A 13,851-nucleotide genomic window follows, 5' to 3' on the forward strand; every position below is an offset into this window, starting at 1 on the left:
CTGCCATGACCGATCCTATTGCGATTGTCGGCATCGGCTGCCGATTTCCGGGAGCGACCGGGCCGAACGAGTACTGGCGGCTGCTGCTCGACGGTGTCGACGCGATCAGCGAGGTGCCACGTGACCGCTGGCCGGTCGAGGATTTCTATGACGATCAGCCGCGCACCCCGGGGCGGATGAATACCCGCTGGGGTGGCTTCCTTTCCGATATCGATTCCTTCGACGCCGGATTCTTCGGCATCTCCCAGCGCGAGGCCGAGCGGATGGATCCGCAACAGCGGTTGGCGCTGGAGGTGAGTTATGAGGCGCTGGCCGACGCGGGCATTCCCATGGCGTCGTTGGCCGAGCGGTCGGTCGGGATCTATGTCGGCGCGTCCACCTATGACCACGGCGCGGCATTGCAGGCCTCCGGCGGTGCGCCCGGTATCTATGACGGCACCGGCAGCGCACTCAGCATTATCGCCAACCGCATCTCCTACTGCCTGGATCTGCGCGGGCCGAGTCTGACGGTCGATACCGCATGTTCGTCCTCATTGGTCGCGATTCACCTTGCGGCACAGGCGATTCAGCGCGGTGAGGTCGATATCGCGGTGGCGGGCGGGGTGAATGTCATCACCAGTCCCGGGATCGCGATCATTTTCAGCCAGGGCGGACTGATGGCGCCGGACGGCCGGTGCAAGGCCTTCGACCACCGTGCCGATGGATATGTTCGCGGCGAAGGCGCGGGTTTCGTTGTGCTGAAACCGCTGTCGCGGGCGCTGGCCGACCGCGACCGCATCTACGCCACGGTCCTCGGCGGCGCGACCAATCACGATGGCAAGACCAATGGGCTCACCGCGCCGAGCCGCATCGCGCAGCAGGCGCTGCTGACCGCCGCGTACCGGGATGCCGGGATATCGCCGGCCGTGGTCGACTATGTCGAAGCGCACGGGACCGGCACCGCGGTGGGTGATCCGATCGAGGTCGGTGCGCTCGCGACGGTGCTCGGTCCAGGACGCGACCGCGTCCTGCGGATCGGCTCCGGCAAAACGAATATCGGGCATCTGGAAGCCGCCGCCGGCGTCGCCGGGCTGATCAAAACCGCACTGGCCCTGCATCATCGGACGTTGCCACCGATCGTGCACTTCCAGCAACCGAATCCGCTACTCGGGCTGGAGCGCATCCCGGTCACCGTGCAGACCGACCTGGAGCCCTGGCCGACGGCGGGCGATATTCCGCTGGCCGCGGTGAGTTCCTTCGGATTCGGCGGTACCAACGCCCATATCGTGATGTCCGGAACCGCACCGCGTGCTCGAGTCGACACCCGGCCGGCGGAACTGCCTGTACTGGTGCCCATTTCGGTTGTCTCCGCGCAGCAACTCCGTGAAACCGCCGTGGACTGGCAGGAATTCGCGCAGCGACTGGACGAAGATCCGGCCGAACTCGCCGCTACGGCCGCTGCTGCCGCCGTGCGTGGCGACCACCATCGGCATCGGCTCGCGGTGATCGCCGCCGATACGGGCGAACTCAGCTCGGCCATGGCGGCACTCGGGCGCGGGGAATCGACGCCGCAACTGGTCGGTCCACGCGACCGGCCGGGCCGCACCCCACGGGTCGCCTTCGTATTTCCCGGGCAGGGGCCGCAGTGGCTGGGTATGGGACGCCGCCTGGCCGCCGCGGTGCCGGAATTCCGGGCGGCGCTGGCGGAATGCGATGCCGTCATCGCCGAGCTGATCGGCACCTCCCTGTGGGCGGATGCGGACGGTCTGGTCGCCGATGGCACCGAACATATCCAACCCGCGCTGTTCGCTGTGCAGGTGGCGCTCGCGCGGACCTGGCAGGCCTGGGGCATCCGGCCCGCCGCGGTGATCGGGCACAGTATGGGCGAGATCGCGGCCGCCCATATCGCGGGTGCGCTGAGCTTGGAACAAGCTGCCCGCGTGGTATGCGCACGCAGTGAATTGGCCGCGGAGATCTCCGGGCGCGGGGCGTTGGCGTTGGTCGAGCTGGGTGCCGAGGAGGCGGCGGAGCTGACTCGCGGTCGCACGGACGTACTGTCGGTCGCGGCGCTCAACGGCCCACGCGCGACGGTCATGTCGGGCACCGTCGGCGCGATCGAGGAGCTGGTCACCGAGTTGGAGCGGCGACGGGTTTTCGTGCGCCGCATCGCGGTCGCCTTCGCCGCACACAGTCCGGAGGTCGAACCGCTGCAGCCGCGCCTGGCCGCGGCACTGACCGGACTGCGGCCGGAGCACAGCGAAATTCCCTTCTACTCGACCGTTTTCGGTGAACCCGTGTCCGGCGCGGAACTCGGTGCGGACTACTGGGTGCGCAATCTGCGTGCGCCGGTGCGTTTCTTCCCGGCGGCCGATCGGCTGCTCGCGGATGGGCATCGGGTGCTGATCGAGATATCGCCGCATCCGGTGCTAGGGCATGCGCTGACCGACATCGTCGCGGCGGGCGGGCATCAGGCCTCGGTACTGGCATCAATGCGCCGTGACGAGGACGAACTCGCCGGACTGCTGCGCGGCGTCGCGACTGCCTATACCGCTGGTGTGCCGGTGGATTGGCATGCACGGCATCCGGGTCCGGTACCGCATCGCACCCTGCCGCGTCCGGTCTGGGCGCATCGGCGCTACCCGGCGATCCGTGCCGTCGACGCCCTGGACTCGGCCATGCGGCCGGGGCGCAGCGGCGCACTGCTGGGACCGAGCATCCCGATCGGGGTGGATCCGTCGATGCAGTTGTGGCCGTTGACCTTCGATCGCACCGCACGTCCCGAACTGGCCGAACATCAGGTCGAGGAGCAGTCGGTGGTGCCCGGCGCGTACTGGCTCGCGGCCGCGCAGACCGCCGCGGCGCCGGCGGGACCGGTCGTGCTGCGGCAGGTGGAGTTCACCGCGCCGTACTGTCCGGCCGAGCGGGGCGGTGACGTCCTGCAACTTTCGGTGCGCAAACATCCGGACGGCGAGCGACGATTCGATATCGTGTCGGTGCCCACGAACCGGGCAGCGATCCGGCACGCATCCGGAATCATCGGCACCGCGACAGAATCCGCGGCCGTCATGTCGCAGGGGTTCGATCTCGACGCCATTCGCCGGCACTGTGTCGACCCGATGCCGGTGACGACGCTCTATGACGGACTTGCGGCGGTCGGACTGCGCTACGGGCCCGCCTTCCGCGCGCTGACCGAGGTCTGGACCGGCCCGAATGCGGCGCTCGGACGCTTCGCCCGCCCTGACGGTCTCGGTGCCGATGCTCGTCCACTGCATCCGGCGCTACTGGATTCCTGTCTGCATACGATCGCCGCTGCCGCCCGGCATGATTCGGCGGGTTCGCTACCGCTGCCGGTCGGCGTGGAACTGATCACGGTCACCGCGCCCGAGGCGACGGTGAGCGCGGGCTGGTGCCACGCCGAGGTCCGCGCGGTCACCGGTCGTGAACTGATCGCCGACGTCACGATTACCGATGAGTCCGGTGTTATCCGCTGGCAGGCAACAGGATTCACCGTTCGCTACGCGAATCCAGTGCGTGGACCCGAGCACGGGCGGCTGTATGGCGTGCGCTGGGAACCGCGCGATGCGCGGCAAACCGCGTCCGCGCCGGGCCCGTGGGTGGTACTCGGCGATCATGCGGCGGTGAGCCGCGTAGCACCGCGGCTCACCGCGCCCGGCATCCGGACGCTGGCGGTAATCGATCTCGACCTGGACACCGCGGCCCGATCGGACCGCCGAGTCCCGGCGCCGCAGCTCGACGACAGCGCCGTGACCACGATTGTGCGGCGTCTGGCGACGGCCGCCGACTATGCCGAGCTACTGGCCGAGGCCACCGCCGAAATCGGTGTCCCGCAGGGCATTATCGACCTGCGGGCGACGGTGGCGGGCCCGAAAGCCCCCGCGCTCGACAACCTCCGCGACGCGGCGAGCCGAGCGCTGCAACTGACGCGCGCGGTCGCGGATCTGCCCGCGACGCCCGCACTGTGGTTCGCCACTGCCGATACTCAGCAACCGAGTCTTGATGCCTATGCTTCGACCCTGTTCGGCGCGGTGCTGTGGGGGCTCGGGCGCAGCGTCGCACTCGAGCTGCCGAAGCTGATCTTCGGCCTGGTCGATCTCGAGACCACCGGCGGCACCGACTGCTGGTCCGTCGCGGACCGCGATATCGCGGCGCTGGGCGAGCTGATCCGGGGTGGTGATGCCGTGGATCAGGCGATCGTGCGCGATGGCACGGTATTCGAACCGGTGCTGAGCCGGCTGACCGGTGCCGCCGCACACCGGCGACCATCCGTGCGCGCCGACCGGACCTATTTGATCACCGGTGGCTTCGGTGTCCTCGGCAGGCATGTCGCGCGCTGGCTGATCAGCCACGGTGCCCGGCATGTGGTGCTGGCGAGCCGAACCGGGCCCACCCCGTCGACGGATTCGTTGCGCGCGGAGCTGGCCGCACCGGGCGTCGATGTACGGGCCGCAGCGCTCGAGGTATCCGACGCCGATCAGGTTCACGCGCTGATCGCGGCGATTCAGGCGACCGAGTATCCGCTCGCGGGCGTATTCCATGCCGCCGGTGTCCTCGCCGACGCACTTCTGCCGTCGGTGGGCACCGCGGAACTCACCGCCGCGCTCGATGGAAAGGCCATGGGCGCTTGGCATTTGCACCACGCGACTCGCGATCTACCGATCGAGCACTTCGTCTTGTTCTCGTCCCTGGCCGGGCTGACCGGCTCACCGGGACAGGCTGCCTACGCGGCCTCGAACACCTTCCTCGACGCGCTCGCCGAGCATCGGGCCGCGGCAGGCATGCCCGCATTGAGCATTCAGTGGGGAACCTGGGGCGGAGCCGGGCTCGCCGTGCAGGCGGGCGGTGTCGAACGGATCGCGGGTCGTGGCCTGCCACCGTTGGCACCGGAGGCCGGACTGGAACTACTGGAGTCGGCGCTCGGGGCGGGCGCACCCACGGTGGTGGCCGCTGCCTTCGATCCGGAGCCGCTGCGTCGCACGTTGACAGTGCTGCCGCCGCCGCTGCGCACACTGCTCGCTCCGGTGGCCGGAACGGTCGATACGGGCCAACCCGTCGCGCGTGGTGCGGCCCGTGCCGCCGTGCTCGCCCTGGACTCCCGTACCGCGCAGTGCGCCGAACTCGAGCGGATTCTGCTCGGTCTGGTGGCGGAGGTACTCGGTACGCAGCCAGATCAGATCGATCCGCAGCTGCCTTTCCAGGAATCGGGGCTGGACTCGCTGACCGCCATCGAACTGCGCGACCGGCTGCAGACCGGCTTCGATATGGAGCTATCGGCCGCGCTGTTCTTCGCACATCCGACGGTCGAGGCCTTCGCGGCCGAATTACAGATCCGGCTTTGCGAACCGTCGTCTGTGGCGGCGGAGCCGAACACGGAGTCGGACAACACATCTCTGATCGACGACACGGAGCTGAGCGAACTGGCCGACGACGAGCTGACCGAGCTGCTGGCCGCCGAGATCCAGGCGCTGCGGGAGATGGGGGACAAATGACGACCGGAACAGATCAGCGAAACCTGCTGGAGCAGGCGCTGCGTGAATTGCGCGCGGCGCGGCGTCGCCTGGAATCGGTGGAGCAGGCCCGCCGCGAGCCGATCGCGGTACTCGGCGCCGGTGTGCGCACACCCGGCGGAGCCCGGGATACCGAACAGTTCTGGCAGCTGCTGCGCGACGGCGTGGATACCGTTGCGCCACTGGTCAATACCGTCGACGGTCGACGCGATGGCGCGACCACGGTCGCCACCCAGCCCGGAAAGTGGGCCGGACTGCTACCCGAGGTCGACGGTTTCGACGCCGAATTCTTCGGTATCGGCGCGGCCGAGGCCGACCATATCGATCCGCAGCACCGGATCGTGCTCGAACTCGCCTGGGAGGCAATGGAAGACGCGGGCCTCACGGCGGTGGAGCTGCGCGAGCGCCGGGTCGGGGTGTTCCTCGGTATCTACGGCACCGATTATCTCGGCCTGCAATCGCAGGATCCGCAACGGATCACGGCCTATACCGCACCGGGTGGTGCGCACAGCGTGGCCGCCAACCGACTGTCCTACCTGCTGGATCTGCGTGGGCCGAGTGTGGCGGTCGATACCGCGTGTTCGTCGTCACTGGTCGCGGTGCATCTCGCGGTGCGCGCGCTGCGCGCGGGTGACTGCGATCTGGCGCTGATCGGCGGGGTGAATGTGCTGCTGTCGCCACTGTCCACCCTGGTCACCGAGAAGGTGCTGCCGCTGTCGCCGAGCGGGCGCTGCCGCACCTTCGACAGCGACGCCGACGGCATCGTGCGCGCCGAAGGCGCGGGCGTGCTGCTGCTCGGCCGGGCCGCCGATGCCGAGACCCCCGGTCGCCGAGCGCGGGCCTGGATCCGCGGCACCGCGATCGGCCACAACGGACGAACCAATGGACTCACCGCCCCGAATCCCTTGGCCCAGGCCGGATTACTGCGCGCCGCGCTGACCGACGGCGCGGTGGCCGAGACCCGGGTGCGCTACGTCGAGGCGCACGGCACCGGTACCGCACTCGGCGACCCGATCGAGGTCGAGGGCATTCGGGCGGTGTACGGACACGGCGAGCATCCGTGCGCGATGGGATCGGTCAAGACGAACTTCGGGCATCAGGAGGCGGCCGCGGGCATCATCGGCCTGATCAAATCGATACTGGTGCTCGAACACCGGGAGGTGCCGCCGCATCTGCACCTGCGCCGACTCAACCCCGAAATCTCCTTGACCGGAACACGTTTGACGATTCCGACGGTACCGACGCCATTGACCGCCGACGAAGACCCGGTCTGCGCGGCGGTGAGTTCGTTCGGCTTCGGCGGGGCCAACGCGCATGTGGTACTCGAGGAGGCGCGATCCGCCGCCGTCGAGCCCCGCGACGAATCGGACCAGCCACTGATACTGCCCATCTCGGCACGCGGCACCGACGCCTTGCGCGCACTCGCCGCCGACTACGCCGAGCGGCTGACCGGCGTCGATACCGCGACCGCGGCAGAGCTGTGCGCGGCGGCGGCGCTACACCGCGACCATCATCCGGTGCGCCGGGCCGCCGTCGGTGCGACACCGCGCGAACTGGTTCGCATACTGCGCCGGCCAATGCTGTTCGGCGATACCGAAGTTCGCCGGTCGACACCGCGAGTCGCCTTCGTCTTCAGCGGGCAGGGCACTCAGTGGCCGGGAATGGCACGGGAACTGTTGGCGACCGAACCGGTGGTGCGCACCGTGTTGACCGAATGCGACGACATTGTGCGGCAAGTGGCGGGTTGGTCGCTGCTCGCGGAGCTCGAGGCACCAGCGGAACAGAACCGGCTGGCACGCACCGAAGTCGCCCAAACCTGCATCGCCGCAGTACAACTCGGCCTCGACGCACTGTGGCGTTCTTGGGGTGTGCAACCGCATGCCGTGCTCGGACACAGCCTCGGTGAGATCGTGGCGCTGCGCAGCGCCGGGGCATTGAGCACCCGGGCCATGTTCGAATTGCTGTCTGCCAGAGCGGCGGTATGCGAGGAACTGGCGAGTGGCGGCGCCATGGTAAGTCTGAGTCTTCCCGTCGCGCAGGTCGAGGAGATCGTGCGGCCGCTGGCGGCCGAGGTCGATATCGCCGCGGTCAACGGTCCGCGCGCCACGGTGGTATCCGGTGCGGCGGACGCGGTGGCGAAGGTGGTAGCGGTCGCCGAATCGCTCGGTGCCGAGAGCCGAAGACTGGCAACGGAATACGCCTTCCACAGTCCGCTGCTGCAAGACGCGGCGGACCGGCTCGGCGCGGGACTGCCACTGCCAGATCGAGCCGAGGTACCGGTCTATTCGACGGTCACCGGCGACCGGCTCGACCTGGCGGGTCTCACCACCGACCACTGGGTGCGGAATCTGCGCGATCGCGTGCAGTTCCGGACCGCCGTCGAATCTGCCGCGCGCGCCGGGATCACCACCTTCCTCGAACTGGGGCCGCATCCGGCACTGCTGCGCAGTATCGGCGAAACCCTCGACGCACTCGACATCCCGCACCGTTCGGTGGCAAGTCTGCACCGTGACCGGCCACGCCAACGCTTCGACGCACTGGCCGCACTCTACGAGGACGGTGCCGCGGTGCGCTGGTCGGCCGTGGTGCCAGCACCGAAGAATTGGGTCGCCCTGCCGAAGTACCCGTGGCAGCACCGCAGGCACTGGCTGGAATGGCTGGCCGATGAGCCGGTCGACGTCGCGGCAGCGGCGCCGGTCGCTGTCGTCGCACTGCCGAGGGCAGAGCGCATCAGCGTGCTCACCGCCTACATCCGGGAGCGATTGGCGACCGCACTCGGCTTGACCGATCCGTCGGAGGTCCCCGAACACCTTCCGGTACAGGACCTCGGACTGGATTCGCTGGTCATCGTCGAACTCAAGAATCAGGCGGAGGCCGATCTCGGCGTGCCGGTACCACTCGCGGCACTGCTCGCGGGTGGGCCGCCCGGTGACCTGGCACGCGCCATTGTCGACGCGCTGGAGCAACCCGAAGGACCGGTATCCGACTCCGAGCCGATGGAGAGGGCATCGTGAACCCGAATCCGATCCGCGCCGGTGGCGCACGCCGACTACCCGCCGGGCTGACCTGCACCCGGATCCAGCCGCAGGCCCCGATTCGGCTGGTGTGCTTCGCCCATGCCGGGGGCAGCCCGGCCGCATTCCGGAACTGGCCCGCCGCGCTGGCGCCGGACGCCGAGGTGTGGACGGTGACATTGCCCGGCCGCGCCGGTCGGGTGCGCGAACCGTTCGCCACGGACTGGCCACCTTTGGTCGAGGAGATCGCCGAGGTACTAGCGGGACAGGTGAGCGCACCGCTGGTACTTTTCGGGCACAGTCTCGGCGCGCTGCTCGCCTTCGAGGTAGCCCGTGCACTGACCCGGAACGGGACTCCACCACGACATCTCGTTGCCTCGGGCCGGGTCGCGCCGACCCGCACCATCGTGCCGCCCGCGGTGCCCGGCGACGACCGGGACCTGGTGGAACTGCTCGACGTGCACTACGGCGGTGTGCCGGATCAGGTGCGCGCGCTGCCGGAACTGCTCGCGCATTTCCTGCCGATCGCGCGGGCGGATCTGGAGCTGCTGCGCGGCTATCGCTATCGGCCCGCCGCTCCGCTGCCGTGTCCGATAGCCAGCTGGATCGGCGAATCCGATCCCGATGCCGCGCCGGAACGGTTGCGGCCCTGGGCCTTCGAGACCACGGCGCGGTTCACCGAGCGCACCTTTCCCGGCGGCCATTTCTATCTGCGTGATCACGAACAGTCGGTGCTCGACGCCGTCGCGGACCTGTTGGACGAGGACGCATCGGGCCGCGACCGAGCCGATCGGGGGAGTCGTGCCACAGCGGTCTGATGTAGTCATCGTCGGCGCGCGCTGCGCCGGATCCCCGCTCGCGGCCCTGCTGGCCGAGGCAGGACTGCGGGTCACCGTCCTGGAGAAGGCGCCGGTGCTGCGGACAACGCTGTCCGGGCACATGATGCAGACCGATTCGCTGACCTTCCTGGACCGGCTCGGTGTCACCGAACGGGTCCGCGCGACCGGTGCGCCCTATCTGACCAGAGTCGATACCCGGATGGACGAATTCCGTGCGGTACTGGACTTTCCGCTCGAGCGCGGCGATGTCGGCGGCGGCGCCTGCGTACGGCGCGAGGCACTCGATCCGATCCTGGCCGATGCGGCGGTCCGAGCCGGTGCCGATCTTCAGATGGGGACACGCGCGATCGACCTCATCCGCGTCGACGGTCGGGTGGTCGGGGTGCGGGCCGAGCGGGACGGCCGGGAGACCGAATTCCACGCCGATCTGGTGGTCGGTGCCGACGGCCGTCGCTCGACCGTCGCGCGCCTGGTCGGTTCACGCCAATACAACGTAGTGCCGAACGAACGCTCTTACTACTGGACCTATTTCGAGGGCGCGCAATGGAGTGTGCCCACCTTCGTATTCCACCGCTGGGCGGATCGGCACGTGTACGCAGCACCCGCCGACCACGGGCTCTACATCGTGAGCGTCTCCCCGGAAATCGGTGAGGTGGACCGGTTCCGTCGCGACCCGGAGGGGATGCTGCGCGCACACGTTGCCAGCTGTGACCCGGTGGCCGAGGTGCTGGCGCATGCGCGGCGCGCGGACAAGATGTACGGATTCACCAGGTTCGACGGCTACTTCCGCGAGCCCGCCGGACCCGGCTGGGCATTGATCGGTGACGCAGGGCATTTCAAGGATCCCGGCGTCGGACGCGGCATGGGCGATGCCTTCTACCAGGCCCGGACCCTGGCCGCGACCATCACCGCGCATCTGGGGCGCGGCCCGGCCAAATTGGATCGCGCGGTGGCGGCGTGGGGCCGTAAACGCGACCGTGTCTATTCCGACTATTACTGGATCGCCGCCGATATCGCCTGTGCCGGACCGGTTCCCGAACTTTTCCCGCAGGTACTACAGGAGTTGTCGCGGCGCGGTCGCATCGATCGCTACCTCGAGGTGTTCAGCCATCGACGCAGCCCGACCCAGCTCATGCTCTCGCCGACGCTGGCCGCCGCGATCGCCCGGCTGATCTCGAATTCGACCCAACGCCGCACCGCGGTGGTCGGCGATATCGCGCGGCTGCTCGAACAGGAATTGCGGCGGCGGGTGCGGGCCCGCAATCCGATCTTCGCCGATGAGCCGGAACCGATTTCGCCGGGGGTGCGAACCGCATGAATAGACAGACCCGGCTCGCCGCCGACGCGGGCCTGAGCTTCGAACAGACGGTGCCGCGCACGCTGGCTCATCGCGCGAATCTGGGGGAGGTACTGGTCGCAGACTCCGCGCGGCTCGGCGCGGACGAATTCGTCGTCGCCTTCCAGGTGCCACGCGCACATCTGCTCTGGGCGGACCGAATTCCGCATCGCCACGACGCCTTCGCCGCGGCCGAGGCGGCCAGGCAGGCCTGCTTCGTGGTGATACACCGGCACCTGGAGATTCCGGTCGGCACGCCGTTCACGATGCATTCGTTCCGGTTCGAGGCCGAGGAGCCCGCGGCATTTCGCGACGACCGCCGCACCGCGCTGGAGGGGGTGTTCCAGTATCGGGTGGCCAGATCCACGAACCGTGGTGCGAATCAGGGTGATCTCTCGTTCGAGGGTATCGCGCTGATCGGCGGCGAACCGGCCATGTCGTTCGCGGGTGAGGTGGTCTTCCTCGCCGCGGCGGACTACCAGGCGCTGCGGAGCTACCAGCGTTCGCGGCGACCAGTGGTCGAGGCCGCGCCAGCACCGGTCCCGGTCTCCGCGACAGCGGTCGGACGCACCGATGGCCGCAATGTCGTCATTGGTGAATCGAATTCTGCTTGGCCGCAGCATTTTCCGATCATTGTCGATCGCAGTCACCCGTCCTACTTCGACCACGACTACGACCACCTGCCCGGACCGCTGTGTGTCGAGGCATTCCGCCAAGCCTCGATTGTCGTGGCCGGGGCGGCCGGACACCTTCCGGATCCGGCCGCTGCCTTCGTCACGGCGGCATCGGCCGTCTTCACCGATTTCGCCGAAATCGACTCGCCCGCCGCATGTTCGGTTGTCATCGACGAGGTAGGGCCGGACGGCGAAATCGAAACCACCGTCGGACTGCACCAATTCGGCAAGTCCATCGCCGAGGGGACGCTGACGCTGCTGCCCGGCTGAGGCAGACGCGACGCATCCAGAGGAGGAAAGCATATGGAAACCAGCAGCTCAGCCGCCCCGCGGGTGGCCGTGGTCGGCAGCGGTATCGCCGGCATCACCGCCGCGCTCGGGCTTCGCCGGGCGGGCTTCGCCGTCGAGGTGCTCGAGCGCGACGACCGGCTCGGCGGGCGCTTCGGCATCGATCATCTCGGCGATCGGCCGGTCATGACCGGCGGCAAGAATATCGGTCGCGGCTACAGCCAATTCCGCAGTGTGGTCGCGGAATTGGGTGACCATCCGTGGGAACCATTCGGCATCAATTCCTCCCGAGTAATCGGCGGCGAGATCCGCACCCTCGATACCTCGCATCTGGCGCGCAGCCTGCGGCACACCTTCGAGGTCGCATCGCCGGTGGACCTCGGCCGTCTCGGGGTGATGGCGGCCCGGATCCGCGCCGACCGGGCCAATGCCTTCCTCGGTTCGCCGTATTTCAGCGCACTCGGCCGCCGCCGCGACGTGGCACCGCTCAGTGCGCACTTCGGCGCCAAGCTGGTCCAGAACATGCTGCGCCCCATGACAATTCGAATGAACGGTGCCGAGCCCGATGAGGTCTACCTGGGCACCTTCGGCACCAATCTGTCGCTGATGCTGGATACCTATGAACAACTGACCGACGGCATCCAACCGGTGCTGCGCGAATTCGAATCACGGATCCCGGTGGTGACCGGCGCGACGGTACGCGGACTCGTCGTCGAGGCCGGGCGGGTGCGCGGGGTGCACGTCGAGATCAGCGGGGAAACCGTCGAGCGTGACTACGACGGCGTCGTACTGGCCACACCCGCCTACGCGGCGGCCGAATTGCTGTCCGAATCGCGCCCGGCGCTGGCCGAGCGGCTGACGCAGGTGCGCTACTTCCCGTCCACGGTCGTGCTGGTGGAATACGATCGGCCGTTCTTCGAGTCCCGGGTGCGGGCCCTGGTCCTGGACGAGGGGCCGTGCACCAATGTGGGCGCCTACGGTGCCGACGACCGGCATATCGTGCGCTACACCTTCAGCGGACGCGACGGCAGGCTCGAACCGACACCGGAGTTGCTGTCCGCCTGGGTGGATCAGGCCGAACAGGATGTCGCCGGATATCTGCACAGCGCACCGGGCAAGCGCATCCGCTCGATCAGCCGGCACTGGCCCGCCGCCTACTGCGCCTACGGCCCGTACTACGCGGATCTGCTCACCGACGTGCGACGGCAGCTGACGGATACGCCCGGTCTCGCACTGTGCGGCGACTATCTGTTCGGCGTGAACCTGGAGGCGTGCAGCCGATCCGGCGCCGCGGCCGCGGCCGCGCTCACCGACTATCTCGAGCGTGCGGTGGTACCGGCATGAGTCCTAATCGGTCGGCGTGGGCGGTGGTCACCGGCGCCTCCTCCGGGATCGGCGCCGCGCTGGCGGAGGAGCTGGCACGGCGCGGCCACCGGCTGATGCTGGTGGCCCGGCGCGTGGATCGGCTGGCCGAGCTCGCCACCGGGTTGAAGGAGCGCTACCAGGCCGAAGTCGACATCGCTGCTTACGATCTCGCCGACCGTGACCAACGCGCCCTGCTGTGCGCGGACCTGCGTGAGCGCGAGGTCGAAATCCTTTGCAACAACGCCGGATTCCCGGTGTGTGGGCCGGTCGCCGGCACGGACCCGGCCGCACTCGCGGCCGAGCTCGAAGTGAATGTCGTCGCGGTACAAGAGCTCACGCTGAGTGTGCTGCCCGCCATGGTGGCCCGGGGGTCCGGCGCGCTGTTGTTCACCGGTTCCACCGCAGGTATGCAGCCGGTGCCGACGGGGGCGGTCTATGCGGCGGGCAAGGCCTTCGTCAACAGCTTCGCCGAAGCACTGCACGTCGAATTGCGTGGTACCGGAGTGAGTTGCACGTTGCTCGCCCCAGGTCCGGTACGCACCGAGTTCTATCGCGTCGGTGGGATCGCCGATACCGAGCGGCACCGCTGGTTCGCCTGGCAGCGGCCGCTACGGGTGGCCCGCAACGCACTCGACGGTCTGGAGCGTGGCCGCCGCGTGGTGGTGCCGGGAACGGTGGCCAAGGCACAGGCATTCGGCGGGCGCTACACGCCACGCACGCTGCTTTTCCCGGCACTGCGGACGGTGGTGCTACCGCGGCTGCGCGCGCCGGGCCGCCGACCCGGTGCGGCGCTCACCGCGACCGGTGCAAGTCGACAGGAATGAGGACGGC

7 protein-coding genes are annotated in these 13,851 nt (G+C 68.7%); all 7 read left to right on the forward strand.

What is annotated here, in order from left to right; genetic code table 11:
- Positions 1–5 precede the first annotated feature (5 nt).
- From ACIBW7_RS33310 to ACIBW7_RS33340, 7 genes are read left to right on the forward strand one after another with little or no spacing between them, the layout of a single operon-like run.
- On the forward strand, positions 6–5,486 hold the full coding sequence (locus tag ACIBW7_RS33310; RefSeq protein ID WP_397053331.1) for a type I polyketide synthase: 5,481 nt from the start codon (positions 6–8) through the stop codon (positions 5,484–5,486).
- On the forward strand, positions 5,483–8,518 hold the full coding sequence (locus tag ACIBW7_RS33315; protein WP_397053333.1) for a type I polyketide synthase: 3,036 nt from the start codon (positions 5,483–5,485) through the stop codon (positions 8,516–8,518). The genes ACIBW7_RS33310 and ACIBW7_RS33315 overlap by 4 nt, the downstream gene beginning before the upstream one ends.
- Positions 8,515–9,336, forward strand: a complete 822-nt coding sequence (locus ACIBW7_RS33320) for a thioesterase II family protein (protein WP_397053335.1) — start codon at positions 8,515–8,517, stop codon at positions 9,334–9,336. The genes ACIBW7_RS33315 and ACIBW7_RS33320 overlap by 4 nt, the downstream gene beginning before the upstream one ends.
- Positions 9,320–10,675, forward strand: a complete 1,356-nt coding sequence (locus ACIBW7_RS33325; protein WP_397053337.1) for an NAD(P)/FAD-dependent oxidoreductase — start codon at positions 9,320–9,322, stop codon at positions 10,673–10,675. The genes ACIBW7_RS33320 and ACIBW7_RS33325 overlap by 17 nt, the downstream gene beginning before the upstream one ends.
- Positions 10,672–11,637: an AfsA-related hotdog domain-containing protein gene (locus ACIBW7_RS33330; protein ID WP_397053339.1), complete on the forward strand. Its 966-nt coding sequence runs from the start codon at positions 10,672–10,674 to the stop codon at positions 11,635–11,637. Before ACIBW7_RS33325 ends, ACIBW7_RS33330 begins: the two co-directional genes overlap by 4 nt.
- Positions 11,638–11,670: 33 nt before the next feature.
- Positions 11,671–12,999, forward strand: a complete 1,329-nt coding sequence (locus ACIBW7_RS33335; protein WP_397053341.1) for a protoporphyrinogen/coproporphyrinogen oxidase — start codon at positions 11,671–11,673, stop codon at positions 12,997–12,999.
- Positions 12,996–13,844, forward strand: coding sequence for an SDR family NAD(P)-dependent oxidoreductase (locus tag ACIBW7_RS33340; RefSeq protein WP_397053342.1), 849 nt, complete (start codon positions 12,996–12,998; stop codon positions 13,842–13,844). The genes ACIBW7_RS33335 and ACIBW7_RS33340 overlap by 4 nt, the downstream gene beginning before the upstream one ends.
- Positions 13,845–13,851 lie beyond the last annotated feature (7 nt).

Source organism: Nocardia sp. NPDC049526, assembly GCF_044465765.1.
Classification (GTDB): Bacteria; Actinomycetota; Actinomycetes; order Mycobacteriales; family Mycobacteriaceae; genus Nocardia.

Excerpts from the sequence above, each read along its gene's own strand:
- ACIBW7_RS33330 (WP_397053339.1), top strand. The coding sequence starts at position 10,672 with ATGAATAGACAGACCCGGCTCGCCGCCGACGCGGGCCTGAGCTTCGAA.
- ACIBW7_RS33315 (WP_397053333.1), top strand. The coding sequence starts at position 5,483 with ATGACGACCGGAACAGATCAGCGAAACCTGCTGGAGCAGGCGCTGCGT.
- ACIBW7_RS33335 (WP_397053341.1), top strand. The coding sequence starts at position 11,671 with ATGGAAACCAGCAGCTCAGCCGCCCCGCGGGTGGCCGTGGTCGGCAGC.
- ACIBW7_RS33310 (WP_397053331.1), top strand. The coding sequence starts at position 6 with ATGACCGATCCTATTGCGATTGTCGGCATCGGCTGCCGATTTCCGGGA.
- ACIBW7_RS33340 (WP_397053342.1), top strand. The coding sequence starts at position 12,996 with ATGAGTCCTAATCGGTCGGCGTGGGCGGTGGTCACCGGCGCCTCCTCC.